The sequence below is a fragment of the Rhizobium sp. 57MFTsu3.2 genome (assembly GCF_012932765.1).
Taxonomy (GTDB): domain Bacteria; phylum Pseudomonadota; class Alphaproteobacteria; order Rhizobiales; family Rhizobiaceae; genus Rhizobium; species Rhizobium altiplani.
In genome coordinates, this window is record NZ_JDWI01000008.1 from 63,208 (window position 1) to 88,810 (window position 25,603).

30 protein-coding genes and 1 pseudogene are annotated in these 25,603 nt (G+C 60.9%); 17 read left to right on the plus strand and 14 right to left on the minus strand.

All coding sequences use genetic code 11. The features are described from left to right. Positions 1 to 68: 68 nt before the first annotated feature. From AF71_RS11085 to AF71_RS11105, 5 genes are all read right to left on the minus strand, one after another. Positions 69 to 599 carry a hypothetical protein gene (locus AF71_RS11085; RefSeq protein WP_018857804.1) on the minus strand — a complete coding sequence of 177 codons (531 nt, stop codon included), beginning with the start codon at positions 597 to 599 and terminating at the stop codon, positions 69 to 71. A gap of 274 nt (positions 600 to 873) precedes the next feature. Next, positions 874 to 2,070, minus strand: coding sequence for an arsenite efflux MFS transporter ArsK (gene arsK / locus AF71_RS11090; protein ID WP_169681347.1), 1,197 nt, complete (start codon positions 2,068 to 2,070; stop codon positions 874 to 876). Continuing rightward, complete coding sequence (arsC, locus tag AF71_RS11095; protein ID WP_113470292.1) at positions 2,045 to 2,473, minus strand: arsenate reductase (glutaredoxin); 429 nt, start codon at positions 2,471 to 2,473, stop codon at positions 2,045 to 2,047. The genes arsK and arsC overlap by 26 nt, the downstream gene beginning before the upstream one ends. After that, the gene (locus AF71_RS11100; protein ID WP_169681349.1) at positions 2,470 to 3,171 is read right to left on the minus strand and encodes an MIP/aquaporin family protein; all 702 of its coding nucleotides are present in this window, start codon (positions 3,169 to 3,171) and stop codon (positions 2,470 to 2,472) included. The genes arsC and AF71_RS11100 overlap by 4 nt, the downstream gene beginning before the upstream one ends. A 30-nt stretch (positions 3,172 to 3,201) precedes the next feature. Beyond that, positions 3,202 to 3,555: a metalloregulator ArsR/SmtB family transcription factor gene (locus AF71_RS11105; RefSeq protein ID WP_018857800.1), complete on the minus strand. Its 354-nt coding sequence runs from the start codon at positions 3,553 to 3,555 to the stop codon at positions 3,202 to 3,204. A 42-nt stretch (positions 3,556 to 3,597) separates the two neighbouring features. On the opposite strand from AF71_RS11105, the gene AF71_RS11110 reads away from it, so the two are divergent. Continuing rightward, positions 3,598 to 4,113 carry a DUF6428 family protein gene (locus AF71_RS11110; RefSeq protein WP_018857799.1) on the plus strand — a complete coding sequence of 172 codons (516 nt, stop codon included), beginning with the start codon at positions 3,598 to 3,600 and terminating at the stop codon, positions 4,111 to 4,113. Between the two features lie 42 nt (positions 4,114 to 4,155). After that, on the plus strand, positions 4,156 to 4,404 hold the full coding sequence (locus AF71_RS11115; RefSeq protein ID WP_113470289.1) for a hypothetical protein: 249 nt from the start codon (positions 4,156 to 4,158) through the stop codon (positions 4,402 to 4,404). Positions 4,405 to 4,658: 254 nt separating this feature from the next. Here the strand turns inward: AF71_RS11115 and AF71_RS11120 are convergent, their stop codons facing one another. Continuing rightward, on the minus strand, positions 4,659 to 5,540 hold the full coding sequence (locus AF71_RS11120; RefSeq protein ID WP_169681351.1) for a LysR family transcriptional regulator: 882 nt from the start codon (positions 5,538 to 5,540) through the stop codon (positions 4,659 to 4,661). A 152-nt stretch (positions 5,541 to 5,692) separates the two neighbouring features. Between AF71_RS11120 and AF71_RS11125 the strand changes: the two genes are divergently transcribed. From AF71_RS11125 to AF71_RS11130, 3 genes are all read left to right on the plus strand, one after another. Next, a complete protein-coding gene (locus tag AF71_RS11125) occupies positions 5,693 to 6,022 on the plus strand; it encodes a cupin domain-containing protein (RefSeq protein ID WP_246733630.1) in 330 nt (109 codons plus the stop codon). Between the two features lie 10 nt (positions 6,023 to 6,032). Next, complete coding sequence (locus AF71_RS31610) at positions 6,033 to 6,170, plus strand: hypothetical protein (RefSeq protein WP_246733631.1); 138 nt, start codon at positions 6,033 to 6,035, stop codon at positions 6,168 to 6,170. A gap of 309 nt (positions 6,171 to 6,479) precedes the next feature. Beyond that, the gene (locus AF71_RS11130) at positions 6,480 to 7,160 is read left to right on the plus strand and encodes a redoxin family protein (RefSeq protein ID WP_112649036.1); all 681 of its coding nucleotides are present in this window, start codon (positions 6,480 to 6,482) and stop codon (positions 7,158 to 7,160) included. Positions 7,161 to 7,242: 82 nt separating this feature from the next. On the opposite strand, the pseudogene AF71_RS11135 reads toward AF71_RS11130, so the two are convergent. Continuing rightward, positions 7,243 to 7,387 (minus strand): annotated as a pseudogene (locus tag AF71_RS11135) (TlpA family protein disulfide reductase); the annotation flags it as partial. A gap of 125 nt (positions 7,388 to 7,512) precedes the next feature. On the opposite strand from AF71_RS11135, the gene AF71_RS11140 reads away from it, so the two are divergent. Continuing rightward, positions 7,513 to 8,886 (plus strand): hypothetical protein, encoded by a 1,374-nt coding sequence (locus AF71_RS11140; protein WP_169681353.1) that lies wholly within the window; start codon positions 7,513 to 7,515, stop codon positions 8,884 to 8,886. On the opposite strand, the gene AF71_RS11145 is transcribed toward AF71_RS11140, so the two are convergent. Then, positions 8,864 to 9,526, minus strand: coding sequence for a TlpA disulfide reductase family protein (locus tag AF71_RS11145; RefSeq protein WP_113470286.1), 663 nt, complete (start codon positions 9,524 to 9,526; stop codon positions 8,864 to 8,866). The two genes, AF71_RS11140 and AF71_RS11145, sit on opposite strands and share 23 nt — an antisense overlap. 41 nt (positions 9,527 to 9,567) lie before the next feature. Between AF71_RS11145 and argH the strand changes: the two genes are divergently transcribed. The 6 genes from argH (at position 9,568) to AF71_RS11175 (ending at position 16,564) form a co-directional block, all read left to right on the plus strand. Continuing rightward, on the plus strand, positions 9,568 to 10,968 hold the full coding sequence (argH, locus tag AF71_RS11150; RefSeq protein ID WP_113470285.1) for an argininosuccinate lyase: 1,401 nt from the start codon (positions 9,568 to 9,570) through the stop codon (positions 10,966 to 10,968). Positions 10,969 to 11,047: 79 nt separating this feature from the next. Then, positions 11,048 to 11,242, plus strand: a complete 195-nt coding sequence (locus AF71_RS11155) for a lipoprotein (protein ID WP_018857791.1) — start codon at positions 11,048 to 11,050, stop codon at positions 11,240 to 11,242. Positions 11,243 to 11,356: 114 nt separating this feature from the next. Beyond that, positions 11,357 to 12,625: a diaminopimelate decarboxylase gene (gene lysA, locus AF71_RS11160; protein ID WP_018857790.1), complete on the plus strand. Its 1,269-nt coding sequence runs from the start codon at positions 11,357 to 11,359 to the stop codon at positions 12,623 to 12,625. Between the two features lie 226 nt (positions 12,626 to 12,851). Next, a complete protein-coding gene (locus AF71_RS11165) occupies positions 12,852 to 15,494 on the plus strand; it encodes a TIGR02302 family protein (protein ID WP_246733634.1) in 2,643 nt (880 codons plus the stop codon). 118 nt (positions 15,495 to 15,612) lie between these two features. Further along, on the plus strand, positions 15,613 to 15,945 hold the full coding sequence (locus tag AF71_RS11170) for a hypothetical protein (RefSeq protein ID WP_018857787.1): 333 nt from the start codon (positions 15,613 to 15,615) through the stop codon (positions 15,943 to 15,945). A 169-nt stretch (positions 15,946 to 16,114) separates the two neighbouring features. Then, positions 16,115 to 16,564: a hypothetical protein gene (locus AF71_RS11175; RefSeq protein ID WP_018857786.1), complete on the plus strand. Its 450-nt coding sequence runs from the start codon at positions 16,115 to 16,117 to the stop codon at positions 16,562 to 16,564. Between the two features lie 27 nt (positions 16,565 to 16,591). On the opposite strand, the gene AF71_RS11180 is transcribed toward AF71_RS11175, so the two are convergent. The 3 genes from AF71_RS11180 to AF71_RS11190 form a co-directional block, all read right to left on the minus strand. Further along, a complete protein-coding gene (locus AF71_RS11180) occupies positions 16,592 to 16,951 on the minus strand; it encodes a response regulator (protein ID WP_007789408.1) in 360 nt (119 codons plus the stop codon). Between the two features lie 138 nt (positions 16,952 to 17,089). Then, the gene (gene hpt / locus AF71_RS11185) at positions 17,090 to 17,632 is read right to left on the minus strand and encodes a hypoxanthine phosphoribosyltransferase (protein ID WP_018857784.1); all 543 of its coding nucleotides are present in this window, start codon (positions 17,630 to 17,632) and stop codon (positions 17,090 to 17,092) included. A 75-nt stretch (positions 17,633 to 17,707) separates the two neighbouring features. Next, positions 17,708 to 18,415: a hypothetical protein gene (locus tag AF71_RS11190; RefSeq protein ID WP_113161169.1), complete on the minus strand. Its 708-nt coding sequence runs from the start codon at positions 18,413 to 18,415 to the stop codon at positions 17,708 to 17,710. Positions 18,416 to 18,563: 148 nt separating this feature from the next. Here AF71_RS11190 and ftsE point away from each other — a divergent pair, with 148 nt between their 5' ends. From ftsE to AF71_RS11210, 4 genes are all read left to right on the plus strand, one after another. Then, positions 18,564 to 19,223: a cell division ATP-binding protein FtsE gene (ftsE, locus tag AF71_RS11195; RefSeq protein ID WP_007528031.1), complete on the plus strand. Its 660-nt coding sequence runs from the start codon at positions 18,564 to 18,566 to the stop codon at positions 19,221 to 19,223. A 55-nt stretch (positions 19,224 to 19,278) separates the two neighbouring features. Further along, positions 19,279 to 20,226: an ABC transporter permease gene (locus tag AF71_RS11200; RefSeq protein WP_245267959.1), complete on the plus strand. Its 948-nt coding sequence runs from the start codon at positions 19,279 to 19,281 to the stop codon at positions 20,224 to 20,226. Between the two features lie 69 nt (positions 20,227 to 20,295). After that, the gene (locus AF71_RS11205) at positions 20,296 to 21,003 is read left to right on the plus strand and encodes a YdcF family protein (RefSeq protein WP_025661883.1); all 708 of its coding nucleotides are present in this window, start codon (positions 20,296 to 20,298) and stop codon (positions 21,001 to 21,003) included. A gap of 84 nt (positions 21,004 to 21,087) precedes the next feature. After that, on the plus strand, positions 21,088 to 21,885 hold the full coding sequence (locus AF71_RS11210) for a 1-acyl-sn-glycerol-3-phosphate acyltransferase (RefSeq protein ID WP_018857779.1): 798 nt from the start codon (positions 21,088 to 21,090) through the stop codon (positions 21,883 to 21,885). A gap of 2 nt (positions 21,886 to 21,887) precedes the next feature. Here the strand turns inward: AF71_RS11210 and AF71_RS11215 are convergent, their stop codons facing one another. Then, positions 21,888 to 22,421 (minus strand): gamma-glutamylcyclotransferase, encoded by a 534-nt coding sequence (locus AF71_RS11215; RefSeq protein WP_018857778.1) that lies wholly within the window; start codon positions 22,419 to 22,421, stop codon positions 21,888 to 21,890. A 51-nt stretch (positions 22,422 to 22,472) separates the two neighbouring features. On the opposite strand from AF71_RS11215, the gene AF71_RS11220 reads away from it, so the two are divergent. Beyond that, the gene (locus AF71_RS11220; protein WP_018857777.1) at positions 22,473 to 23,468 is read left to right on the plus strand and encodes a DUF2125 domain-containing protein; all 996 of its coding nucleotides are present in this window, start codon (positions 22,473 to 22,475) and stop codon (positions 23,466 to 23,468) included. 10 nt (positions 23,469 to 23,478) lie between these two features. On the opposite strand, the gene AF71_RS11225 is transcribed toward AF71_RS11220, so the two are convergent. Further along, entirely contained in the window at positions 23,479 to 24,408 is a 930-nt protein-coding gene (locus AF71_RS11225; RefSeq protein WP_169681355.1) for a prephenate/arogenate dehydrogenase family protein, read from the minus strand. Continuing rightward, positions 24,405 to 25,514, minus strand: coding sequence for a histidinol-phosphate transaminase (gene hisC, locus AF71_RS11230; RefSeq protein ID WP_169681357.1), 1,110 nt, complete (start codon positions 25,512 to 25,514; stop codon positions 24,405 to 24,407). Before hisC ends, AF71_RS11225 begins: the two co-directional genes overlap by 4 nt. Between the last annotated feature and the right edge of the window lie 89 nt (positions 25,515 to 25,603).

Below are 25,603 nucleotides of genomic sequence, written 5' to 3' on the forward strand. Positions count from 1 at the left end.
ACGGTCTCGTTTCATTCTTGCCGTTCGAAGGTTGTCCGCCGAAACTGATGAGCTGGCGAAACCAGAACCTATGCGCCGCGAGCATCGCGCTTCGCCTGCGAAACGGCGCTCGCCTTCCGCAGTCTACCGCGCTCCATGGGGCGGATGAGATCTTTGCGCTTTGTGCTTTCGATCGAGTGCATGCCTGCGTGGGCCTGCCGCGTGTTAAATGACTCGTCCTTCTCGCTTTTCGCTTCTTTCCTTCGTGCCAACGCGGCGCGCATGTTCTCGACCATCTGAATTTTAGCAAGCATTCGACGCCGGCGGGCCTGTTCCGCGTTCACGCTGCGCACGCCCATGGCCAGAACTTCGAGTTTGCCTCTCGTGCCTGTATCCTTGCGTGCCGGTGTCGCCCCTTTGGGTTGCGCCTTGCCTCTCATTTCCCTGCGCTGTCTGTTCGCCTCGCTTTGCGCACGATCGCGCCTTTCACGGATTCGCTTGGCGAGATCAGAGAGATCTGTATCCGACAAATCCTGCATTGCCGGATGGTGAGTCTTTTGAACGAGCTGCCATTCGTCCGCCGTTAGCAAACGCTCTGCCTGCTTGCGCGAAATTGCCATCTACGCCTCCTACGCTATCGCATCAGTACACCGACTTGGTTCGAGAGGGCTCGCTGCGCACCAGCAAAGCGAGCTAGAGCTTCGAAAGCTTGGTTCGGTCGCGGGTCCAACTTATCCGCGCGACTGTGTCCGATTCACAAACCTAGCGCTGACGGCAAGGTCGGCAATAGACTTTCAGTGTCGCTAGTCGCACGGTCACTGCGATAGAAGTACTCCAGGTTGCCGGCGTTCGCGACCCGGCCACGGCTTCCGGTCGGCGGTGCGCCAACCGCAATTATCGCAACGCCGGGATGGAAAGTAGCGCGATGATGGAAAGCACGCCTAAAGCAGCGGCCGTGCCGAGTGACTGTGTGATGCCGAAGTTCTCCATCGCAAAAGCCAGGACGAACGGCGCAAGCGCCGACAGGATCAGCCGCGCTGCCATCATTCTCCCTTGCAGCTTGCCGTAACCGTCGCTGCCGAAGAGATGCAGAGGCAGCGTACCGCTGACGATGCTCAGCAGGCCATTGCCCATGCCGAAGATCACGGCGAAAGCCATCGCACCCGGCACGGACGGAGCCGTGAACAGCAGCACCAACACGCCGCCCGGAATCAGCATGGCCGCGATCACCGCCAGATGGATTGCCGGCAGGTTCTTACCGAAGACCATGTTGATCAGCCGGCTGCTGACCTGCGATGGGCCGAAGAGTGTCCCCACGAGGGCAGCGGCTCCGCCGAGTCCAAGGCCGGACAGTAGTGGCACCAGATGCACCAGCGTGGCCGAACTGACGAGCGACATCAGTGATAAGCCGCTGACCATGATGGCAAAGCCGAGCCGGCGGCGAGCAGGTGGCAAGATCCCCTCCACTCGCTGGGCGGCGACCAATGCCGCCGTCGTCCGTTGCGTGCTCCTGCTGCGCGACAGCCATGCATGGATCGGCAGGCAGATGGCCAGGTTGAGAACGGCGAAGATCAGATAAACGTTCTGCCACGTAAGATGCGCATTCAGCGCCGCGGTGATTGGCCAGAAAATCGTCGAGGCAAAACCGGCAATCAGCGTCAGATAGGTGATGCTGCGGGATGCAACCTGTGGCCGGATCTGCACAAGCAGCGCGAAGGCTGCGCCGTACTGAACAAGGTTTGCGGCAACTTCGGCGGCGATGAGCGCGGCAACAAACACGGCCTTGTCGGGCGCGAGAGCGCAGGCGGCCAGAGAGACAGCAGCAATAAAAGAGCCCGTAGCCATCACCCGGCCGGCGCCGATCCGGTCAAACAGCGCTCCCAACCACGGAGCCGTCAGGCCGCCGACCAGAAGCGCCGCAGAGAGAGCGCCGAAGACCCATTCCTTCGACCAGGCAAACTGCGCGGCCATATCGGGAGCAAGAATGCTGAAACTGTAATAGAGGGTGCCGTAGCCGATGATCTGTGTCACACCGAGCGCCACCACGGCCAGAAGCGGCACGCGTTCAGACAAGGCGTTTACCTTGGGCATCGAGAACCTGCTGCCCGTCTTCCTTGGCGAACGGACCTTTGTGGGTGCCGGGCAGGATAACCAGGACGACCTCCGAAGGCCGGGCGAGGCGCGTGCCCAGCGGGCTGATGACGAAGGGACGGTTTATCAGGATCGGGTCCTTCAACATGGCATCGAGCAACTCGTCATCGGCCAGGTCAGGGTTGTCGAGTCCGAGTTCGGCGTAGGGCGTATCTTTCTCGCGGATCGCGGCACGGACGGTCAGGCCTGCATCCGCGATCATCTTGATGAGTTGTTCACGGCCCGGCGGATCTTTCAAGTATTCGACGACCACAGGTTCGATGCCCGCATTGCGGATCATTGCCAGCGTATTACGCGAGGTGCCGCATTTCGGATTGTGATAGATCGTGACGTCGATTGTCATGGCGCAGGTTCCGTTTCAGTCAGTGATTGAGGATTGCGAGCTTCCATCAGCAGCCAACCCGCCAGCAACAGCGCCAGCAATGCGCCGAGGATTTCCGCGACAATAAAACCCGGCAGATCGACCGGGCGGATGCCGGAAAAGGTGTTCGTCAGCGAGCGGGCGATAGCGACCGCAGGATTGGCGAATGAAGTCGAAGCGGTGAACCAGTAGGCCGCCGTGATGTAGAGGCCGACCAGCCATGCCACCGCATCGGCACGAAAGCGCAGACCGGTGAGGATGACGAAGACGAGGCCGAACGTGGCAGTCACTTCGGCCAGCCACTGCGCGCTGCCGGTGCGGATGGTGGTCGAGACCTGCAGCAGAGGCAGTCCGAACATGGCATGCGCGAGCAGCGTTCCGGCAACGCCGCCAAGGATTTGTGCACCGATATAGGCCAGAGTAGACATGGCAGTCAGCTCACGGCGCAGCGCGAAAACCAGCGACACGACCGGATTGAAGTGAGCGCCGGAAATCGGCCCGAGGATGGTGATCAGCACAACGAGGATCGCCCCCGTTGCCAGCGTGTTGGCGAGCAGCGCAAGCGCCGTGTCCGTCGTCAGTCTGTCCGCCATGGTGCCCGAGCCGACCACGGTTGCGACCAGAAGAGCTGTGCCCAACGCCTCCGAGGCAAGGCGACTGGAGAGCGGAAAAGATGTCATGGCCTCAGGTCCCGGACTAGATCAGGACGTTCATTGAATTTTTCCCTTGCCGGGCGGGCAGCAGGCAGCGATTTCCGCAGCCGGCGCACAGATTTCCAGATGGCCGGCGCAGCAGTCTTCCATCAGGAAGCGCACGAGGCCGCCGAGCGCATCGTAATTGGCGGTGTAGATGATCGAGCGGGCTTCGCGCTGCTGGCTGACAAGGCCCGCCCGGTCCAACTCCTTCAGATGGAAGGAAATGTTCGAGGGCGATAGTTCGAGCTTCTCCGCAATCGTCCCGGCGGCCATGCCCTCGGGGCCGGCAACGACGAGCATGCGGACGATCTGGAGGCGGGTCTCCTGAGACAGCGCGCCGAACGAAGCGAGGGCTTGACGTTCATCCATAATTCAATAATCCTTGAAATGTTGAAACAAGGAGTACCTCAGATGAATGCGATCGACAAGGCCCTGTCTTCAGATATCAGCCTCGGCCTTCTGCTTGAGGCCCTGGCAACGTCTCCAGATCTGCCTCTGGCGTTCCGCTACGACGGTCGGTTGGCGAAGCCGGGCTATCACGTCACCGAGGTCAAGGCCGGACAGTTTTCGGCACTCGACTGCGGAGCCAACCCGGAAGCTTGGGCGGAGACTTTCGTTCAGCTCTGGGATATCGAGGAGGGCGACCGCACCCACATGCCGGCCGGCAAGTTCGCCGCCATCATTCGCAAGGTTTCCGAACATGTGCAGCTTGATGGCTCGGCGAAGCTGACCTTTGAGGTAAGCGATGGTGTGCAGCCGATGCAGCTCTATTGCGCCTCGATCCCGGTCATCAGCAACGGTGTGGTGCAGGTTGAACTCCTTCCCCGCGCGGCAAGCTGCAAGCCGCGTGACCGGTGGCTGGCGAAGCAAGCCCAAGAGACGGCCTGCCGCGGGCCGGCGAATGCTGCTACCAAGTGCTGTGGCTAAATCCACCACTGACTGCTTGCGACGGATAGGAGACGCTGACGGATGATCGGAGCGGCAACGGCGTCACCCGTCACCCGAAGACTGAAAATCGCGGCCTTTGCCGGCGAAACCGTCGAGCGTCGGCGGTTGCCGTCTTCGCCCTTGGAGGAAAGCCAGCGATCAGCTTGCGACCCAAAGAATGCAAGCCAGCCCGGCGAAGAAGACCGCAAGAACGAGTGCAAGCCTGGCGAAGATCCAGCAATCGTCTGCTCGATCGAAGGCAACCTCGTGCTTATCGGTGTGCCCAGATGATTGCGCTTGAGCCGCCTGACGCGATTGCACCGCGACGTAAAGTAACCACCAGCGACCGTACATCGCCTCATCCTTCCAGCAAAACTGCATGACTGTTCAAGCGGCCAGATGATCGACCGCACCGGCTAAGATTATCGGTGCGGGCATATCTTTTCGATTGGATGGACGGGCACCCGATGTAAGCATCGCATAAAGGACGGTGATGGACTTCGCTGGCGCGATCCTGCTTTGGCCCGCTTGGCGCCGGCTTGCCTTTAAATGGGGAACCCCAACTCCGAGACCGTCGTCACGATCAGCGATCGCATCCACAGATGCGCTCGATCCTGGTCGTGGCGGGAGTGCCAGTAGAGGTTCACGTGCGGCGCGGGAACATCGATTGGCGGTTCGAAGACCATCAGGTCGAGCTGCGCCTTGACCGCTCTCGCAAACTGCACGGGCACCGCCGCGACATGCGAGCCGGCGGCAACGGCGAGCGCCACGCCCTGAAAATGCGGGAGCGCAAGCGTCACGTTACGACGAAGCCCGTGCGACTTCAGAGCCTCGTCCACCATGCCGGAAAGCGTCCCATCGATCGAACGTATAGCATGGGGCAAGCGGGAAAAGAGATCGAGCGGAATCTGTCCGCCGTCCGGAATCGCTGCAATGGCCTCGTTGTTTCGTGATGCGATGATGACGAAGGGCGATTGAAAAAGCAGTGCGCTTGATACCCAATCCGGTAACTCGAGCGGACGCTCGAGGGCCATATCGACCGCATTCTCTTGAAGCAGCCTTGCGACGTCGCCCCTGGCGCTATCAAGCAAACGCAGGCGCACATTCGGCGCTTGTTCGTGCACCTTTCGCGCCAGCTGGGGCATCAACAGCATGGAAAAGAAGTCGGCCCCCAACAGCGTGTAGGTCCGATCGAGTTCGCCTAGTTCCAGGCCGCGGACCGAGCGGATCATTCCCTCGATTTCCGCGAGCGCCAGGCGGGCCCTTTCACCAAGTTCGACTGCCCTGGGCGTGGGCAGCATTTCGTTTCCCTGCCGCACGAAAAGATTGTCGTTGAAGAGGTGGCGAAGCCTGTTCAACGCCGCACTCACGGCCGGCTGACTGAGACCGATACGATCCCCGGCACGCGTGACGCTTGACTCCCGCATCAAGGCATCGAAGACGCGCACGAGGTCAAGTCGAGACCATTGAAATTCATGGCGTGGATTCAGTCCATACGATCATTGGATTGGATCGGAGTCAGGCTCCGACGCTAAAAACCGCTCATTCGTAAGCACTTCAAATCCTGGAAGGATCAGAGATGAACATGAACACCCATCCGCGGTCAAATGGCGAGCTTCGCTGCTTTGGCAATACGCTCGTCGCCATCCGGTTTTCATCCCTGGCAAGCGATGACAAGATCAGCGTCATCGAGCATTGGATGCCATGGGGAGAGACGCCGCCTCTGCACGTTCACCATCGCGAAGATGAAGTTTTCCATTTGCTCGAAGGCGAGATGCGCTTCCAAATCGGGCAGCGAGAGGTTCGCGCCAGCGCGAGGCAGACACTGGTTGCTCCGAAGGGTATCCCGCACAGCTTTCGGGTCGAAAGTGTCGCCGGCGCCCATTGCCTGACGATCACGTGGCGATGACTTCGAGACAATGCTGCGGCAGGCAAGCCAGGTCGCCGACAAGGCCGAACTTCCCGCCGCGACCGCCCCGTCTCCCGAGATGATCGACGCGCTCACGCGCTGCTGCGCCGAAAACCATATCGCGATCGTCGGGCCGCCGCTCTCCTAAGGCGACGTCCCCACCTACCTTTGATCAGCGCCTTCTCGTCGCTATCCCAGGCGGCGGGCCGTTCATGTGGAGATCTGGCCGCCCTCGCCGCCGTCCAACAGGCGCCCCGCAGAGCTAGACCAGTTTTGCTGTTTAGCGCTTGCTCGTCGGCCAATGTGGGGCCATTCTCAGGATCGATCCTGGCGGTTCGCCAAGACGAGAGGTCAGGCCTGCAACGCTGAATCTCGACCTCGGCAGCGCCCAACGCGGGCTCGACTTCAAAGCACTTGTCGTGGTGCCTTTCTGATCCCCGCGGCGAGGAGGTTGTTTATGTCTGTGTGCCATGTCGAACATCTGTTGCAACCGGGCGACCAAGCTCCGAACTTTGTGCTGGATGCAATCTCACGCGAAGGGAAGATCGCACTTGATGACTTTCGCGGCCGCAGCCCGCTATTGATCGGTCTGTTTCGGGGCCTGCACTGTCCGTTCTGCCGTCGCCATGTCGCAGCTATGGCACAGCTCAGCTCGGCGCTGCGCGAGAAAGGCATCGAATCCCTGGTCGTTGTAAGCACCCCGGTAGAACGCGCGCGACTCTATTTCCGTTACCAGCCGATACCCAATCTTTTTGCGGCATCCGACCCGGAACGGGATTTGCATCGCGCCTTCGGCTTGCCCGTCCTCGAGTTCACCCACAATGAGACCGACTGGCCATACAAGGTTGGAATGGACGTGGTCATGGCAATGCGGGTCGATCGACCGGGAGAGTTGCCGGAACCAATGGCCCCGCCCACAGCAGGTGATCTTCTCAACAAAAAGGACCGGTACGAATTTACGGAAGCCGATCGGCAGGTGAGCCTCGCCGGACATATGCAGCTTGTCGGTCACTTCTTGCTCGATCGAGAAAGTGTGGTGCGTTGGAGCTTCACGGAGGTCGAAGACGAGGGGCGAAATGTGTGCCAGGCGCTCAATCCCGAAGAGCTTCTGTCGGCAGCTTCTCAAATCGCAGATTAACAACGAAGAATTCAGAGTGGTGTAGCAGATGCCACCTAGCCCATCCGCTGTTCTGCACGCAAGCGGCCATAAGCCGCCTTGCCTACGACCCTATCGCTCCCTTGATCAGCGCCTTGGCATCGTCGCTGTCCCAAGCGGCGGGGGCCGTTCATGGCGGAGATCAAGCAGCCCTTGCCGTCGATCAAAAGCGTGACGGGGAGGCCTTCCTTCTTCAGGCTGTTGAAGACCTCGCCGCGGCTTCGACGGCCACCGCGACGAGCTTCTGGTTGTGTCCGCTAAATAAAGTCGCTCAAAAGCATATACGATTGCTGAAGGTTTATTGATTAGCCTTGGATCGAGCCGAGGGACATCGATGAACAGCACGAGCAAGAAAAGCGCTTCGAACGACATGCTGAAAAGGCTGGCGCAGCCAAATACATGGCTTCTTGCACTGGTGGCAGTGGTCGTGCCGAATTTGATCTTCCTGCTCGCAACTCCGTACTTTCTTGTCTACCGGCTGGTTTCGCCTCCCCTTTATTTCCTGGCAGCGATGATTTCCCTTTGGCTGCGGCCACCGTTTGTTTATGTCCTTTTCGGGCTCGTGGCGATTATCGACTTAAGCTTGGTGGTCGCAGTCATGTTCTACTTACCCCTGGCAACCGCCTTTCATACGATTCGCTATCTTGCATCGATCGATGTCGCCGCATCTGCTTTTTACATCGGCGCAATTTCTCTTTTTCTTTTCAACGCGCTTGGAACAGCTTGGCTCGTAAACCGGCATAGAAAGGCGCTTTGCGCTGCCTCGCCATTGCCCGCGGCCATCCTGGCCGCTGCGCTGCCCGTGGCAGATGGCTACGTCAATCGCTTATACGTAAAACAGCCTGCCTCACATTTTGAAAGTGCGATGGCACTGAACGGCCTTGATGCCGAAAGCATAACCAAGCGCGGACGGAACCTGCTGATCGTCATAGTGGAAGGGCTTGGCTCGTTTTCCGACCCCGGGATGAAAGCCCTCTTGGCCAGCAAATTTGAAAGTGCAGCAGTTAAAGCGGGCTACAGCGTACTCTCCGGCAGAAGCAACTTTGAGGGCTCAACCACCTCTGCCGAGTCACGCGAACTATGCGGGCGATGGGGGAATTTCACCGACTATCTGCGCGCCGAACAATACGACTGCCTTCCTCGACAACTTGCCGAAAGGGGTTTCGCTACAATCTCCTACCACGGCTATTCCAGCGAAATGTTCGATCGAGATGTCTGGTACCCCCGGATTGGCATAAAAGAATCCCATTTCCTCGACGACCTTGCACGCGATCGGCAGCTCTTCCCATCCCGATGCGGCAGCGTCTTCAACGGCCTTTGTGATGGCGAAGTTGGTGACGCAGTTCATCTCCGTCTTCTGGCCAAGAGCGCGCAGCCGATGATAGTCTACTGGTTGACGCTTAACTCGCACATACCCTACGTCGCGAAACCTGGCGGCCAGCTTCATTGCAGGACCAACGAAGCAATCATCAAGAACCAGCGCGTTTGCGAATTGACCGAGATCTGGGCAGAGGTTTTCGACAAGATTTCCGAGATTGCAGCCGATCCAAAGCTACCATCGACGGATATCCTCGTTGTCGGTGACCATACAACACCATTGTGGGAAAAGCGGGCGGCTGTCGCGTTTACGCCAGGCAAGGTCGACTGGTATTTTCTTCAAACGCGTCAAAGTGCTCAGACACAGCTTACGAACCTATCGCGCCCTTGATCAGCGCCTTGGCATCGTCGCTGTCCCAGGCGGCGGGGCCGTTCATCGCAGAGATCAGGCAGCCTTTGCCGTCGATCAAAAGCGTGACCGGCAGGCCGAAGGCGAGGCCTTCCTTCTTCAGGCTGTTGAAGACCTCGATCGTGTTGTCGCGGTAAAGCTGCAGCGCGTTTACGCCGATCTCGCTGAGAAAGGCCTTCGGCTTCTCGTCGTCGCCGGTGTCGATGTTGACGGGCACGACCTGGAACCTGTCGCTGCCCAGCTCCTTCTCGAGCGCGTTCAGCGCCGGCATTTCCTCGCGGCAGGGTACGCACCACGTCGCCCAGAGATTGAAGAGCACGGTCTTGCCGGCGAAATTGTCGAGCGTCATCGATTTGCCGTCCGCGCCCTTGAAGGAAACGGTGGTAAGCCTGCGGTGCTCGTCAGGAGCGACCATCGCCGCCACCTGTCCCTTGAGCAGCGGCGCGATTCTCGCGGCGATCTCCTTTGTCGCCGCGCATTCGCCCGAGGCCGTTTGCGTCCTGCCATTGCCAGACCCGGCTTCCCTGATGTAAACCGCTGCCGCACCGGCAATAATGCCTGCGACGGCCGCGATCCCGATCAGCTTCAGGGATGGCAGGCGCAGGGACTTTCTTGTCGTCATTTCATTCTCCGAGACACGCGTTCTTCAAGGCAGGCATCGTCATGGCCGACAGCACGGATACCAAATCTTCCAACCAGATGTGGGGCGGCCGTTTCGCCTCCGGTCCCGATGCGATCATGGAGGAGATAAATGCCTCGATCGGTTTCGACAAGAAGCTGTTTGCCCAGGACATCCGCGGTTCTATCGCCCATGCCACCATGCTTGCCCACCAGGGCATCATTTCGGCAGACGATAAAGACAAGATCGTCGAAGGGCTAAACACGATCCTGTCAGAGATCGAGAGCGGCAGTTTCGAATTCTCCCGCAAGCTCGAAGACATTCATATGAACGTCGAGGCACGCCTCGCCACGCTGATAGGCCCGGCCGCCGGTCGCCTGCACACAGCCCGCTCCCGCAACGACCAGGTCGCGCTCGATTTCCGCCTCTGGGTCAAGGAAGAGCTGCAGAAGACCGAGCAGCTACTGACCAACCTGATCGCCGCCTTCCTCGACCGCGCCGAAGAGCACGCCGAGACCGTCATGCCGGGCTTCACGCATCTGCAGACCGCCCAACCCGTCACCTTTGGCCACCATTGCATGGCCTATGTCGAAATGTTCGGCCGCGACCGCTCGCGCGTGCGCCATGCAATTGAGCATCTGGACGAGAGCCCGATCGGCGCGGCAGCGCTTGCCGGCACCGGCTATCCGATCGACCGCCACATGACGGCAAAGGCGCTGGGCTTCCGCGAGCCGACACGCAACTCGATTGACACGGTTTCGGACCGCGACTTCGCCATCGAGTTCCTGTCGATCGCCGCCATCGCAGGCATGCACCTGTCGCGTCTGGCGGAAGAAATCGTCATCTGGTCGACGCCGCAATTCGGCTTCGTGCGCCTGTCGGATGCCTTCTCCACCGGTTCGTCGATCATGCCGCAGAAGAAGAACCCTGACGCCGCTGAGCTGGTGCGCGCCAAGACCGGCCGCATCAACGGTTCGCTGATCGCACTTCTGACAATCATGAAGGGCCTGCCCCTCGCCTATTCAAAGGACATGCAGGAAGACAAGGAACAGGTCTTCGACGCTGCCGAAAGCCTGGAGCTGGCAGTATCAGCCATGACCGGCATGGTTCGCGACATGGCCGTCAACAGCGCGCGCATGAAGGCCGCTGCCGGTTCCGGGTATTCGACCGCGACCGACCTTGCCGACTGGCTGGTGCGCGAAGCCGGCCTGCCGTTCCGTGACGCGCATCACGTGACCGGCCGTGCGGTGGCGCTGGCCGAGAGCAAGGGCTGCGACTTGGCCGAGCTGTCGCTTGCCGATCTGCAGGCGATCAATGCCGGTATCACCGACAAGGTTTACGACGTGCTGACGGTCGAGGCATCGGTTGCAAGCCGCAAGAGCTTCGGCGGCACGGCGCCGTCGGAAGTGCGCAAGCAGATCGCCTATTGGCGAGCCCGCAACTGACCTCAACAATCAGGGTGCACAAGCTGGATAAACTTCGCTATGAAGGTGTCCACCAGTGCCGCTTCCCAAGAGGAATTCCATGCAGAAGAGCTTGCCGCAGATCGTCCGCCTGACGGTTGTTTTCGCCGTGATCGGCCTTGCCGTCGCCGGGTGCGGGCGAAAGGGCGATCTCGACCCGCCGAGCGCGAACGCAACGAAGACCGGTGACTCGTCCAAGCCGACGCCGCAGCCGGGCAGGGTCGACAGGCCCTTCATCCTCGATCCGCTTCTCTAAGGCACGCGGCGATCTTTCGGATTCGCCAGCAGCGCTTTAGCCTTTGTATTTATGCATGTCCTGATCCCGAAACCGGTTCCCACGTCGGGAGACATGCTTTGAGAGGCCACTGACGTGAACCATTTCGACTACCGCGACGGCGTTCTCTACGCCGAAAACGTTCCCGTTCCCGAGATCGCCAAGGCCGTCGGCACGCCTTTTTATGTCTATTCCACGGCCACTCTCGAGCGCCACTACCGCGTCTTCTCGGAAGCCTTCAGCGATGTCGACGCGATGGTCTGCTACGCCATGAAGGCGAATTCCAATCAGGCAGTGCTAAAGACGCTGGGCAATCTCGGCGCCGGCATCGACGTCGTATCCGAGGGAGAGCTGCGTCGCGCACTGGCCGCCGGCATCCCGGCATCGCGCATCATGTTCTCCGGCGTCGGCAAGACAGCGCGGGAGATGGACCTGGCCCTCGAGGCCGGCATCTATTGCTTCAACGTCGAGTCCGAGCCGGAACTCGAGATCCTCAACCAGCGCGCCGTCAGGGCAGGCAAGAAGGCCCCTGTCTCCTTCCGCATCAATCCCGATGTCGACGCCAGGACGCATGCGAAGATCTCGACTGGCAAGAAGGAAAACAAGTTCGGCATTTCCTGGGAGCGCGCCCGCGCCGTCTATGCCCGCGCAGCAAGCCTGCCCGGCATCGAAGTGACCGGCATCGACATGCATATCGGCAGCCAGATCACCGACCTGCAGCCATTCGAAGACGCCTTCAAGCTGCTGCGCGAACTGGTCGGCACGCTACGCGCAGAGGGCCACGATATCCATCACGTCGATGTGGGCGGCGGCCTTGGCATCCCCTACCGGGACGACAACAACCCGCCCCCATCGCCGGAAGCCTATGCTGCGATCGTCACGAACACTCTGCGCGACCTCAACTGCAAGATCGTCACTGAGCCCGGCCGCCTGATCGTCGGCAATGCCGGCATCCTGGTCACCGAAGTGATCTACGTGAAGGACGGCGGCGAGAAAACCTTCGTGATCGTCGATGGCGCGATGAACGACCTCATCCGTCCGACTCTCTATGAGGCCCATCACGAGATCCGCCCCGTAGTGATCTCGGCAGCGAACGCGCCGCGCATCAAGGCGGATATCGTCGGCCCCGTATGCGAAACCGGCGACTATCTGGCGCTCGACCGCGAAATGGCGATGCCGAAGTCCGGCGATCTCTTCGCCATCAGCACCGCCGGCGCCTATGGCGCGGTTCAGGCCGGCACCTATAACAGCCGCCTTCTGGTTCCTGAAGTGATCGTCAAGGGCAACGATTTCCACGTGATTCGCCCGCGCGGCACCTACGAAGAGCTCATCGCCCTCGATTCCATCCCGGCCTGGCTGGACTGATCACCGCCTGGCGGGGGCATCACTTTTTGGCGAAGAACCGTGAAAAACCGGCATTGGCTGGGGCTTGCCCTCGCCTTCGCCACAAAGAATGCTATCCTTGATCGAGAGCGAATTGCCCCGGCAATCGCCGGAAACGCCCTCCTGCTTTGAACGCCAGCGCGCGGAGAACGGATTGAACAAGAGCTCCAGCAAGGAGAAAACCGGAGCATTTGCCCTGAGGCCTTCCTTGGCGCGCCTGGTCGCGGCCAAGCGCTTTCTGGCGCGCCTGGTCCTGCTCTTCGAACAGATCCTACCTCTCCTGCTGCCGATTCTGTCGGTTGTGGCGCTCTACCTCACAGCGTCTTGGTTCGGTGTCTTCCGCTACGCGCCCGAATGGATTCGCGTGGCGCTACTGATCATTTTTGCGGTTGCCACCCTCGTCACCCTCCTTCCGCTGCGCCGGCTTCATTGGCCCGATGTGGCTGCTGCCGATCGGTTGCTCGAGCAGCGCAACGGCCTGCAGCATCAGCCTGTTGCCGTTCAGGAAGACGAACCCGCCACCGACACGCCTTTCGCCCGCGCCCTTTGGCGCGAACATCAGACGCGGATGGCGGAGAAGATCGCGGCGCTCGATACCGGCTTCCCACGCCCCGACATCGCCTCCCACGACCGGCTGGCCTTGCGTGCCATCCCGGCATTGCTTGTGGTAATGGCTTTCGCCTATTCGCTATCGACGAGCGGCGGTTCGATCTCGGATGCGCTGCAGCCGCGGCCCGCGCCGCAGGCAGTTGATCCTGCCGTGCGTATCGACGCCTGGGTCACGCCCCCCTCCTACACCGGTCGCGCGCCGATCTATCTGACGGCAAACGGTACCGAGCAGACGGCGATCCGCGTCCCCGAACTCTCGAGCCTGACGGTCCGCGTCAGCGGCGGAAAGACGGCGGAGAAGGTTGTCTTCCGGCACGAGAATGGCGAGGCCGAGGACATCACGCCTCAGGAAGCCGCCAAGCCCCCTGTTACGCCAGTGGCCACTCAGCAGGCCGACGGCACGGCTCCCATCAATCCCGCGCTGTCCGCCACGACGCATCTGATGAAGCTCGAGGAAAACGGCAGGCTCGAGGTCAACGGTCGCGCGTGGAGCTTCGACGTTATTCCTGACAAGGCGCCCGAGATCGCCTTCAATGGAATACCGAAGCCGACCGTCAACGGCGCTCTCGAAATCGGCTTCACGGTCAAGGACGATTACGGCGTGCAGGAAGCGCGCGCGGAGATCGTTCCTGTCGACTCCGACCCGGCCGCAACGCCGCTTTATCCGCTGCCGGACTTCCGCCTGGAGATCCCCCGCCGCAATTCGCGTGACTCCAAGGGATTGACCAGCAAGAACCTGACCGAGCATCCGCTGTCGGGCAAGCGGGTCCGCATCACCCTTATTGCCAAGGACGCCGCTGGCCAGACGGGTCGCAGCTCGCCCTACGAGATGACGATGCCGGCCCGCCCGTTCCACGAGCCGCTGGCCGCCGCCGTCGCCGAAGAGCGGCAGGTCTTTTCGCTCGACACGCGCAAGATGCTGGAAGCGATCACGCTGAACGAGGCGCTGACGCTGCGCCCGGAAGAGACGATCCCGAAGCTGACCAACTACCTGCTGCTGCAATCCGCTCTGACGCGGATGAAGCTCGCCAAGGGCGAGGAGGCGCTGAAGGATACCGCCGACCACCTCTGGGATATCGCTGTAGGCATGGAGGATGGCGATCTGTCGCAGGCAGAACGCAATCTGCGCAACGCCCAGCAGAACCTGGCCGACGCTCTCCAGCGCAACGCCCCTGATGCCGAGATCAAGAAGCTCATGGACGAGCTGCGCAAGGCGATGCAGGACTACATGAAGGAGCTTGCGCAGCGCATGCAGAATGCGCCGATGCAGCCGAACCAGAATGCTCAGAACATCCTTCGCCAGCAGGATCTGGAGCGGATGATGGACCAGATCGAGAATCTGGCGCGCTCCGGCAACCGCGACGCTGCCCAGCAGATGCTCTCCGAGCTGCAGCGAATGATGAACAACCTGCAGGCCGGCAGGCCACAGCAGGGGCAGCAGGGTCAGGACAACAGCCAGATGCGCCAGCAGATGGACAAGCTTGGCCAGATCCTGCGTGACCAGCAGAAGCTGATGGAAGAGACCTTCAAGCTGGACCAGCAGTTGAAGGATCGCATGCAGCGCGGCGATCCGAACATGGGGATGAACGATCCGCTGCTGGACGAGATGCCGATGGACAATGACGGCATGCAGCAGGATCAACAACAGGGACAGCAAGACCAGAGTCAGGACCCGAACCAGAACCAACAGCAGAGCCAGAACCAGCAGGGCCAGTCGCCTTCCGACCAGATGACGGCTGAGCAGCTGCGCGAAGCCTTGAAGCAGCTGCGTTCGCGCCAGGACGAACTTGGCAACCAGCTTGGCGAGCTGCAGAAGGGTCTCGGCGACATGGGCATCAAGCCCGGTCCGGGCTTCGGCCAGGCCCAGCGCGAAATGGAAGGCGCCGGACGCGAACTCGGTCAGGGTCACGGCGAACCGGCCATCCAGGGCCAGGGACGCGCGCTCGAGGCGCTCCGTCAGGGCGCGCGCGACATGATGAACCAGATGATGCAGGCCATGCAGGGCCAACAGGGACAAGGCCAGCAGGGCCAGGTCGGGCAAGGCAATCAGAACGGCCGCGACCCGCTTGGACGTCCACGCCGCGCCGAAGGCCCCGATTTCGGCGATCAGGTGAAGGTCCCGGACGAGATCGACGTGCAGCGCGCCCGCGAAATCCTGGATGCCATTCGCGAGAAGCTCGGCAACAACCCGCCGCAGGAAATCGAACGGCGCTACCTGGAACGGCTTCTGGACATTCAATAGCTCGGCTGTGCCAATTCAGGTCACAATAGCGTGAGATTCGCCACCTCCACGCCAGCACCCCCTATGTCTATTTTGACGCAGATCGCGCGTCGTTTGGGCACGAGTTGAGGGTATTTCCATGAAAACGGAATGGAAGCTGATCGCAGCTGTCGCTCTTGGATTCGGCATGGCTGCAAGCACGGCAAGTGCAATGGATATTGGTGGTTTCGCAACGACCAACAGCGGCGGCAGGACCCTTGCTGCCGACGGCTACGAATCGAGCCGAAGCTGGGGCGGATCGAACAGCTACCGACCGGCTCCCTACAGCATGGAGACAACGGGGAGCATTTCGTCCAGCCGCTCCAGGGCACGGCAACCCGTCAACTGTCCGCCGAGGCCGATTCCCGGCACGCTGCAGACGCAGGGCGGAAACAGCGGAACGACCATAAATCCCGCCTGCCCCGACTATTGAGAAGCTACGGGTTGGATCTTGCCAACGAGGCCATCGTCTCCATGTGGCGCGGCGAAGGCACGATCTGTGCGTGACTGGATGACAAACTTCAAGTTCCGCCACCGAGGCGAGTCCCGCCTGGCGAAAGCTTCGTCTTGTCACGCTGCAGCTGAATAACTATAGCGATTCGATGGCAATTCTTTTCAAGACCGTAATCGGTGAAAACGCGGCATTCGAGTTGATCGAGAATGCGCTCTCCCGTACCGGCGAATACGATGGCTACCTAAACGTCGTGGCTGACGAAGGCGAGAAGACTCTCCCTTGGTCACCCGGCATGCATGCCGAGCAGTTCCAGGCGGAAATCACGGAAATTCTCCGTTCGACCTGGGATATCTGCCGCTTCTGGGTGATCTACGAGCGGCGCGACGACCGGCAGGACGCCGAAGCCAACGCCATCCGCAACGCGGCGTTTAGGCTGACGCGCGGCTATGCCGGCGTCATCGTCGTGACGCTCAGCCTGCTCCACAAGCGCGACAGCCTGGCCGATATCGAACTGATCTTTGTATGTTTCCAGCAGGACTTCCAGCGACGCAATTTTCGCGTCCGCTATGAAGGCAAATTCATCCCCGATGAGGGCTGAATAGTCGAGATCATGCCGTTAGCCGCCTCAGGCGGCCAACGCACGCGCGACAGCCTTGCGGATATCGGGCAAGGCAAAGGGCTTCGAGACGACATCGACGATCTTCTCCGCCAAGTCGTCCGCGCGTTCGCGCTGTTCCGCGTAGCCAGTCATCAGCAGGATCTTCAGTGCCGGGAAGGCGGATTTTGCCTGATGCGCCAGTTCGATGCCGTCCATCACAGGCATGCGGATATCCGAGAGCAGCAGGTCGTAGACGCCGTCTCTGAGTTTTTCCAGTCCCTCCGCACCGTCAGCGGCTTCTTCGGTCTCATGACCGTCAAGACGCAAAGCGCGGGCTACGAAAGAGCGTAGGGAGTCCTCGTCTTCCGTAATCAGAATTTTTGCCATGGTGTGCATCACTCCGTTTCATGCCCCGCAACGGAAATCACACGAGTTTCCTTTGCGATCGGTAAACGGCAGGAAGGGATGGACGGGATGGTTAACAACCCGTCTCATCGTGGCACATTCAGGGTCAGGTCGTGATCCCTAGGCGTCGCCGGTGACGACGCCGACAAATGGGAGTTCGCGGAAGGCGTAGGCGACATCCATGCCGTAGCCGACGACGAAATAGTCGGGGCATTCGAAACCGACATAGTCGGCCTCGAGCTTTTCCTTGCGCTTGACGCTCTTGTCGAGGAGCACGGCGATGGTGACGTTGCGGGCGCCGCGCTCGTAGAGCAGTTCCTTGGCAAACAGCAGCGTACGGCCGGATTCCAGAATATCGTCGATCAGAAGAACGTCGCGATCCTTCACGTCGCTGTCGATATCCTTGACGATCCGCACGCCTTGCGAGACCGTGCCGGTGCCGTAGCTCGAGAGAGTGATGAACTCGACCTCGGGCGCGAGGCCGCTGTCATGCAGCGCGCGGATGAGGTCCGCGGCAAAGATGAACGAGCCTTTCAGCACCGCAATAACCAGCAGGTCCTTCGTCGGTCCCGATGCAATCTGCTTCGCCATGGCATGATTGCGTTCGGCAATCTGCTCGGCTGTGAAGAGTGGCTCGATGTTTTTTCCGCGCACGACGGGCATAAGCAGGCTTGCTCCATGAATAGAAGCACAAGCCGTTACCACAAACGGCGCGATGAAACACCCCTTTAGAGCCCTTCAGGGCATGAACGAAAGCCGGACTTCCGGCATTTTTCCACCGGTGTATTGGACTCTCGTAGAAAATCCGCGGCTTTGACCTGCGTAGATGACATCCACCGGCGGGTTGATGACGATGCTTGCGGTCAACTGCTCGCCGGCAAAAAAGTTGGCGCGGATGGGGCGAACGATCTGCGTCGTGCCGCTCTGGTTGTCGATGATGCCGTTGATCAGCAACACCTGCATCCCGTTTGCCTCGCGGGGCGTGATCGTGACATGCGAGAAATGCAGCGGTGCCTCTGCCGGTGCAGCGTCGCTTTCAGAGAGGCCGGAGAAGCCACCGACGAGACCAAACACCAGCACCGAAAGCGCGACCACCAGGGCGGCGAAAGTCTTGACCGATGCCTGCTGCAGCCAGGCTTCGCCCGCTCGGACGAATGATTCCATCGAAGCTCGCGGGGACGTCGGCCGGAGCATCGAAGGCGCCGGGGGACGTCGGCGATTGCCAGTGAAGCTCCGGGCATCAAAGGCCTGGGAGCGGTTGTTGATCACTACGAATTCGGCATCGGCCACATCGGCTGGGCGGGCTCGGCGGGCCTCGCGCTTGATCGGCTCGGGCGGCAGAAAATCATAGCTGCGGCCGGGCGCCTGGCGTCTGAACGAGGAGGAGGTCATGATGACGGCCTTTCCGGTGTCCACATGGTTTCGAGCCGGACGGAAATCCGGCATTGAAACGAATCCTCCTCAGTCGTAAATTTTAATGGTTAATGCTTCGCAAAGATCGCCATCAAAGCGGCGTCTTTCCGATAAATTTACTGGTTGTTAATGCTGTTGGTTAACAAGTCGTGCGGTGAACAAACAAAAGACTGATCTATCGTTGATCCACTTCGAAAATGTCGGTTTGCGCTATGGGATGGGCCCGGAAATTCTCCGGGACCTGACGTTCGACATTCCGAAGAAATCGTTTCAGTTCCTGACCGGCCCCTCGGGCGCCGGCAAGACCACCTTGCTCAGGCTGCTGTTTCTATCGCTGCAGCCAACCCGCGGGCTGATCCGCATGTTCGGACGCGACATTTCCGATATCCCGCGGCCCGAGCTGCCGCTGCTGCGGCGCCGCGTCGGCATCATCTTCCAGGAATTCCGGCTCCTCGACCACTTGACGACCTATGAGAACGTGGCCCTCCCGCTGCGCGTTCGTGGCAAGGACGAGAGTTCCTACAAGACCGACGTGCTGGAACTTCTGAAGTGGGTCGGTCTCGGCGAGCGCATCAACGTTCTGCCGCCGGTGCTATCGGGCGGCGAAAAGCAGCGCGCCGCGATCGCGCGGGCCTTGATCGACCGTCCCGAGATCCTGCTTGCCGACGAGCCGACCGCCAACGTCGACCCGCCGATGGCCCGCCGTCTGCTCAATCTCTTCCTTGAGCTTAACCGTCTCGGAACGGCCGTTGTGATCGCCACCCACGATCTGGCCCTGATGGACCAGGTTGAAGCCCGCCGCATGATACTCTCGGAAGGGCACCTTGATATCCATGACTAAAGCAGCGCCCAAACCGCCGGCGGAGGCCGCCCCGAAAGGTCAGAAGCGGCCGGAGATGAAGGTGCGGCCGACGGCGCCGATCCTGCCGTCTGCCAACATTCAGGGCAATGCGCTAATGGTGGTGATCGCCATCATGGCCTTTCTCGCCTGCCTGACGCTCGGCGGCGTCAGCATGGTGCGTTCCACAGCGGCGAGCTGGGAGAGCCAGATTTCCCGCGAGATCACCATCCAGATCAGGCCCGATGAGGGCTTGGACATGGAAAAGACGCTGGCGCAGGCGCGCGATCTCGCTCTGACATTCGTCGGCACCAAGGACGGTCAGATCGTCGACGAAGCGGCAACCGCCCGCCTACTCGAACCCTGGCTCGGCACAGGGCTCGACATCAAGGAACTTCCGGTCCCGCGGCTTGTCATTATCACCATCGACGAAAGCAACCCGCCCGATTTCGAGGCAATGCGCTCCCTGCTCAAGGGGAGCATTCCGCAGGCTTCGCTCGACGATCACCGCACCTGGGTCGACCGTCTGGTGTCGATGGCCCACACGACGGTCATGATCGGCACCGGCATCCTGCTGCTTGTCTTCTCGGCCATGGTACTGACAGTCGTTTTCGCAACCCGAGGAGCTCTCTCTGGCAACCGCCATATCGTCGAGGTGCTGCATTTCGTTGGCGCCGAAAGCTCTTTCGTCGCCAACGAGTTTCAGAAGCACTTCCTGAAGATCAGCCTGAAGGGATCGGCGGTTGGGAGCGCCCTTGCAGCGCTGTTCTTCCTCACCGCCGGCTTCTTGCAGAGCCGGACCTTGGCGACGCCGCAGACGGACCAGGCCACCGCGCTCTTTGGCACGTTCTCGGTCGGCGCGCTTGGCTATCTCGGCATCTTTGCGACCATGATCGTCATCGCCCTGCTGACGACCTTCACGGCACGGCTGACGGTGATGCGGACGATTTACGAGATCGATACGTTGCGTTCCGACCCGACACGGGCGGATGGGCTCGTGAATTAAGCTTGTCATGCCTTTTTTGCCATGAAAGCGTCTGTTCGCCGCCGCAATCTGCATATATTTTTCCGATTCATGAGCATGGGACACATTCCGCGCACCCCGATTCGCCCTGGAGCGGAGCTTCTTCGCTCCGACGGGCGACCTGTTCGCGGCCCCGTGCGACGCATGCTGCGCTGGGGCGGCATGGCCTCCATCCTTGCCATCGCCCTGATTTTTGGTGGGTTCCTGCGCTTTGCCGATTCCGTCACGACCCTGAAACCTCCGCTTGACCCACGGGCAGACGCAATCGTCGTTCTGACGGGTGGCTACCAGCGAATCGACCAGGCCGTCGAACTGCTGCAGAAAGGCGCCGGAAAACGCCTGCTGATTTCGGGCGTGCATCCGACAACCACGCCGAAGCAGATCCGCAGGATGACCCAGGCCTCGCCGGAACTTTTCACATGCTGCGTCGACGTCGGCTACGACGCACTCGACACGATCGGCAATGCCCAGGAAGCATCGAACTGGATCCACCAGCGCGGCTACAAGAGCGTCCTCGTCGTCACCAACAACTACCACATGCCGCGCAGCCTGGCGGAACTCGCTTATGTCGACGCCGAAACGCAGTTCATTCCCTACCCCGTTGTGAACACGGACCTGAAGACCAGCGACTGGTTCACCGATCCCAACGCCGTCCGGGTCATGCTCGCCGAATATGCGAAAGTGCTCTTCGCCGGCGCGCGCAATCTGACGGGACTTGGCCGGCACCCTGGGCTCCGCTCGGCAGGCGTCTCCGGCTAAAGCCGAGGGAAACCTTTTTCTGAACGCCAATATCGTGTAGGAGGGCGCAACCGCCTCTTGCGGACATTGGCCTCGGGAAAATTTATGATCGCCCTGCGTTCCGTTCTCTTCAACACGATCTTCTACGCCAACCTCATCGTTCGCATGATCGTGCTCTCCCCCTATTATTTCGTCGCGCCACGCAAGGACGCCTACCGCATACCGAAGAACTGGGCACTGTCGAGCCACTGGCTGATGGAGAAGATCGTCGGCACGACCTTCGAGATCGAGGGCATGGAGAATCTGCCCGATGGCGGCTATATCCTGGCGCCGAAGCATCAGTCGTTCTGGGATACCTATGCCCTGCTGCCGTGGCTCAAGGATCCGGTCTACATTCTGAAGCGAGAGCTGATGTGGATCCCGCTCTTCGGTTGGTATGCCAAGAAGCAGCGGATGATCCCGGTCAATCGCGGCGCCCGCGGCAAGGTGATGGTCGAGGCGTTGAGGCGAACCAAGGAAGAGCTGGCAACCGGCCGCCAGCTGATCATTTACCCCGAAGGCACGCGCCGCCCGCCCGGTGCCGAACCGCTCTACAAATACGGCATCGCCCGCATGTACCGCGACCTGCAGCTACCGGTCGTGCCGGTCGCCATGCACCCCGGCCTGTTCTGGCCGCGCCGCAGCACGTTGCGCTACCCCGGTCACTTCAAGGTGCGGATCCTGCCGCCAATCCAACCCGGCATGGACCCCGATGCCTTTTTCGCGCATCTGATCGAGGTGACCGAGAAGGCGAGCGATGAACTGCTGGTCGACACGGTCAAGCGCAACCCGAACCTGCCGCTCCCGCCGACCGCCGCTCGTCGGCTCGCGGAATTGCAGAAAGCGAAGGCAACGACGGCCTGAACTCAGGCCGCGTTTCTTAGTCGTTCCACTTCGCCGACCACCTGCTCCAGCCAGTGGTCGCGAATGCCCATTTCCCGCAGGTGTGCCAGCGTATTGAAGACATAGGCGTCGTTCGGCCCTGATCGGCCCTCCGCACCGTGGACAACGTGCGCCGCCGCGATCGCGTCGAGCCCACCGGCATATTGCGTATGCGCTCGATCGACGACGTAGGCGACCGCCTTGCTGCTCCGGCCGTCCGCCAACTGGAGGGGCAGGCAACGCTCAAGATAGACGTTGGTTACGAGCTCGCGCTCCCTCAGATAGTCGATTGTCTCGCCCCACTGATCCGGCGCGATCCGAAAGGCCATTCCACGGCAGGAACCACCACGATCAAGGCCGAGCACGAGGCCCGGTTTCTGCTGCGTGCCGCGATGCACCCAGGAATGCACGCAGAGCGACCGTCTATAGCCATAGACAAGCGCCTGAGAACGCTCCAAAAATTCGAAGCCCGGATTCCACATCAGTGATCCGTAGCCAAACACCCAAAATTCGTCCATATCGCACGCCAGACCCACATTCCCACTCGCGCGTCACCTTTGGAGAACATCATGGCAGCGTCAAGCCCATCCCGCAGCGGCAGAAAATTCTGGTGGCTCGGCTGCATCCTCCTCCTGGTGATCGCGCTTTATACGAGTGGCTGGTTCTATGCCGCCGCGCAGCTGAAAACGACGGTGCTGAAGGCGATCGCGCCGGGCAACACCGCAGGCGTCACCGCCGAATGCGCCGATATCGACTTCCGCGGCTATCCGTTCCGGATCGGCCTGTTCTGCTCGAAGGTCGATGTCGATGACAACGTCAACGGCGTGTCGGCGAGTTTTGGCGAGCTGCGCTCCGCAGCCCAGGTCTATGCTCCAGGGCATATCGTTTGGGAACTCGACTCGCCCGCCGAGATCCGCACCGCCCACGGCCTGACGCTCAATGCCGAATGGGCAAACCTGCAATCCAGCCTGATCACCAAGCTAAAGGGCATCGACCGCTCCTCCACCATCATCGACGGGCTCAAGGGGACGGCGGCTTCCCAGACCGGCCAGACGATCAATTTCGACGCTGCTCACACGGAGATCCACCTTCGCCAGAACAACGGCGACCTGGATGGCGCGATCTCGCTGAAGGATTCCAATACCGCCATCAAGGACTGGCCGGCATTCCCGAAGCTCTCGGCGAGCGCCGACGTGACGCTGGCCGGCAAGGCCGGCATGATCGACGGCAGCGACCAAAAGGGCCTCTACGGCGCCAGCGGCGAACTGCGCAAGGTCGTGGCCGACATCGGCGACGGCAAGGTCATGACCCTGAGCGGCCCCTTCTCCTTCGACGAGGAGGGCTATCTGTCGGGCAAATTCAAGCTGGAGATCGAACAGCTCGGCCCCTGGCGCGACAGCGTCAAGCAGACCTTCCCTGAAATCGCCAAGACGGTCGACACTGCCGCCAAGCTGCTGAAAGCTTTGGCGGGCGGCGGCGACAAGGTTTCCGTCGATCTCGTTGTAGCACGTGGCAATGCCACGGTCGGCGGTTTCATTCCGTTGGGATCGATCCCGCCGATCTGAAATAGAGCCTTCAGGCTTTCTTTTCGAGCGGATGCGGACGGCCGAAGTCCGGCGCATCGACGTCCTGGCCGGCCTGGATGATCGAACGGCGGATGGCACGCGTGCGGGTGAACAGATCGAAGATCTTGTCGCCCTCGCCCCAGCGAATGGCCCGCTGCAGATAAGCGAGGTCCTCGGAGAAGCGCGCCAGCATTTCGAGGATCGCATCCTTGTTGTGCAGGCAGACGTCGCGCCACATCGTCGGATCGGAAGCGGCCAGACGCGTGAAGTCGCGGAAGCCGGACGCGGAATACTTGATCACTTCCGATTCCGTCACCGCCTCGAGATCATCCGCCGTGCCGACAATGTTGTAGGCGATGATGTGGGGCAGGTGTGAGACGATGGCGAGCACCTTGTCGTGGTGCTCGGGATCCATCTCGTCGACCTTGGAGCCGAGCGTTTCCCAGAACCGCCGCAACTTTTTCAATGCCGCTTGGTCGGTTCCGGCGATCGGGGTGAAGATGCACCAGCGCCCTTCGAAGAGCCCGGGAAATCCGGCGTCTGGGCCGGACTTCTCCGTGCCGGCAAGAGGATGGCCGGGAATGAAATGCACGTGCGGCGGCATATGCGGCTGCATTTGGGCAATGACGGATGCCTTGGTCGAACCGACATCGGTGACGATGGCACCAGGCTTCAGGCTGCCGGCGATTTCTTTCGCCACGCTCTCCGACGCGCCGACGGGAACCGACACGATCACCAGGTCCGCATCCTTGACGGCCTCTGCCGACGAGGTCGTATAGCGATCGCCCAGGCTCAACTCCTCCGCTCGCTTCAGCGTTTCGGCGCTGCGCGTCGAGACGACGATCTCACCTGAGAGACCGAGCCGCCTGATATCATAGGCCAGCGAAGAGCCGATCAGGCCGATCCCGATCAGCGCAATGCGATCGAACTCCACCGTCATGACTTGCGTCCCATGAACTCGCCGAGCGCTTCGATGACGCCACGGTTCGCCACTTCCGGACCGATGCTCATGCGCAGCGCGTTCGGGAAGCCATAGCCCTTTACAGCGCGCAGGATATAGCCGCGGCTGGTCAGGAACTCATCGGCTTCCGGCGCGCGCTTGCCATCGACATCCGGGAAGTGGATGAGCACGAAGTTGGCGACCGACGGCGTCACCTTGAGGCCGAGAGCCTCGAGCGCACCCGTCAGCTTCTCGATCCACATCTGGTTGAAGGAGGCGGCCTCCTGCGTGAACGCCTGGTCGCGAATGGCTGCAGCGCCCGCGGCAATGGCTGCGGCGTTCATGTTGAACGGGCCGCGGACGCGATTGACCGCATCGATGATGTCTGCCGGCGCATACATCCAGCCAACGCGAAGCGCGGCCAGGCCATAGACCTTGGAGAAGGTACGGGTCATGACGACGTTGGCATTCGACGAAACGATCTCGATGCCGGCCTCGTAGTCGTTGCGGCGGACATATTCCGCGTAGGCGGCATCGAGCACCAGAACGACCTGCTTCGGCAGGGATGCCTGAAGACGGCGGATTTCGCTGACCGCAACATAGGTACCCGTCGGATTGCCGGGATTGGCGATGAAGACGATCTTGGTCTTCGGCGTAACGGCCGCCAGAATGGCATCGACGTCGACCGTCTGATCCTTCTCCTTGACGACGACAGACGTCGCACCCGCGCCCATGATCTGGATCTTGTAAACGAGAAAGCCGTGCTCGGTGATGATGCCTTCGTCGCCGGGCCCGAGATAGACATGGCAAAGCAGGCCGAGCAACTCGTCCGAGCCATTGCCGCACATGATGTTGGCGGGGTTCAGACCATGCACAGCCGCGATCGCCTCACGAAGTTCCGTCGCCTGGCCATCAGGATAGCGCTCGAGACTGCCGGCGGCATTGCGGAAAGCTTCGATCGCCTTCGGGCTCGCGCCAAGGGGTGTTTCATTGGAAGAGAGCTTGTAGACGCGGGCAACGCCCGGCGCATGTTCCTTGCCCGGCACATAGGCTGCGATATCCAGAATACCGGGACGCGGAACGGGCTTGCTCTTCTCTTCGCTCATGGGATCGACCTTGGAAATACCGGGAAAATTCGGCTGAAATTGCCCCGTGGCAATAGAACGGAACGGCGCCCTTGTCGAGTGCCACGGCT

Coding starts and splice junctions, on each gene's coding strand:
- AF71_RS11115 (WP_113470289.1), top strand. CDS start 4,156: ATGATCGGAGCGGCAACGGCGTCACCCGTCACCCGAAGACTGAAAATC.
- AF71_RS11220 (WP_018857777.1), top strand. CDS start 22,473: ATGGCAGCGTCAAGCCCATCCCGCAGCGGCAGAAAATTCTGGTGGCTC.
- AF71_RS11140 (WP_169681353.1), top strand. CDS start 7,513: ATGAACAGCACGAGCAAGAAAAGCGCTTCGAACGACATGCTGAAAAGG.
- arsK (WP_169681347.1), bottom strand. CDS start 2,070: ATGCCCAAGGTAAACGCCTTGTCTGAACGCGTGCCGCTTCTGGCCGTG.
- arsC (WP_113470292.1), bottom strand. CDS start 2,473: ATGACAATCGACGTCACGATCTATCACAATCCGAAATGCGGCACCTCG.
- AF71_RS11170 (WP_018857787.1), top strand. CDS start 15,613: ATGAAAACGGAATGGAAGCTGATCGCAGCTGTCGCTCTTGGATTCGGC.
- AF71_RS11200 (WP_245267959.1), top strand. CDS start 19,279: ATGAAGGTGCGGCCGACGGCGCCGATCCTGCCGTCTGCCAACATTCAG.
- AF71_RS11110 (WP_018857799.1), top strand. CDS start 3,598: ATGAATGCGATCGACAAGGCCCTGTCTTCAGATATCAGCCTCGGCCTT.
- AF71_RS11125 (WP_246733630.1), top strand. CDS start 5,693: ATGAACATGAACACCCATCCGCGGTCAAATGGCGAGCTTCGCTGCTTT.
- AF71_RS11175 (WP_018857786.1), top strand. CDS start 16,115: ATGGCAATTCTTTTCAAGACCGTAATCGGTGAAAACGCGGCATTCGAG.
- AF71_RS11205 (WP_025661883.1), top strand. CDS start 20,296: ATGAGCATGGGACACATTCCGCGCACCCCGATTCGCCCTGGAGCGGAG.
- AF71_RS11145 (WP_113470286.1), bottom strand. CDS start 9,526: ATGACGACAAGAAAGTCCCTGCGCCTGCCATCCCTGAAGCTGATCGGG.
- AF71_RS11120 (WP_169681351.1), bottom strand. CDS start 5,540: ATGCGGGAGTCAAGCGTCACGCGTGCCGGGGATCGTATCGGTCTCAGT.
- AF71_RS31610 (WP_246733631.1), top strand. CDS start 6,033: ATGCTGCGGCAGGCAAGCCAGGTCGCCGACAAGGCCGAACTTCCCGCC.
- AF71_RS11130 (WP_112649036.1), top strand. CDS start 6,480: ATGTCTGTGTGCCATGTCGAACATCTGTTGCAACCGGGCGACCAAGCT.
- hisC (WP_169681357.1), bottom strand. CDS start 25,514: ATGAGCGAAGAGAAGAGCAAGCCCGTTCCGCGTCCCGGTATTCTGGAT.
- AF71_RS11190 (WP_113161169.1), bottom strand. CDS start 18,415: ATGCCGGATTTCCGTCCGGCTCGAAACCATGTGGACACCGGAAAGGCC.
- AF71_RS11215 (WP_018857778.1), bottom strand. CDS start 22,421: ATGGACGAATTTTGGGTGTTTGGCTACGGATCACTGATGTGGAATCCG.
- AF71_RS11100 (WP_169681349.1), bottom strand. CDS start 3,171: ATGACATCTTTTCCGCTCTCCAGTCGCCTTGCCTCGGAGGCGTTGGGC.
- AF71_RS11210 (WP_018857779.1), top strand. CDS start 21,088: ATGATCGCCCTGCGTTCCGTTCTCTTCAACACGATCTTCTACGCCAAC.
- argH (WP_113470285.1), top strand. CDS start 9,568: ATGGCCGACAGCACGGATACCAAATCTTCCAACCAGATGTGGGGCGGC.
- AF71_RS11085 (WP_018857804.1), bottom strand. CDS start 599: ATGGCAATTTCGCGCAAGCAGGCAGAGCGTTTGCTAACGGCGGACGAA.
- AF71_RS11155 (WP_018857791.1), top strand. CDS start 11,048: ATGCAGAAGAGCTTGCCGCAGATCGTCCGCCTGACGGTTGTTTTCGCC.
- AF71_RS11225 (WP_169681355.1), bottom strand. CDS start 24,408: ATGACGGTGGAGTTCGATCGCATTGCGCTGATCGGGATCGGCCTGATC.
- AF71_RS11180 (WP_007789408.1), bottom strand. CDS start 16,951: ATGGCAAAAATTCTGATTACGGAAGACGAGGACTCCCTACGCTCTTTC.
- AF71_RS11105 (WP_018857800.1), bottom strand. CDS start 3,555: ATGGATGAACGTCAAGCCCTCGCTTCGTTCGGCGCGCTGTCTCAGGAG.
- hpt (WP_018857784.1), bottom strand. CDS start 17,632: ATGCCCGTCGTGCGCGGAAAAAACATCGAGCCACTCTTCACAGCCGAG.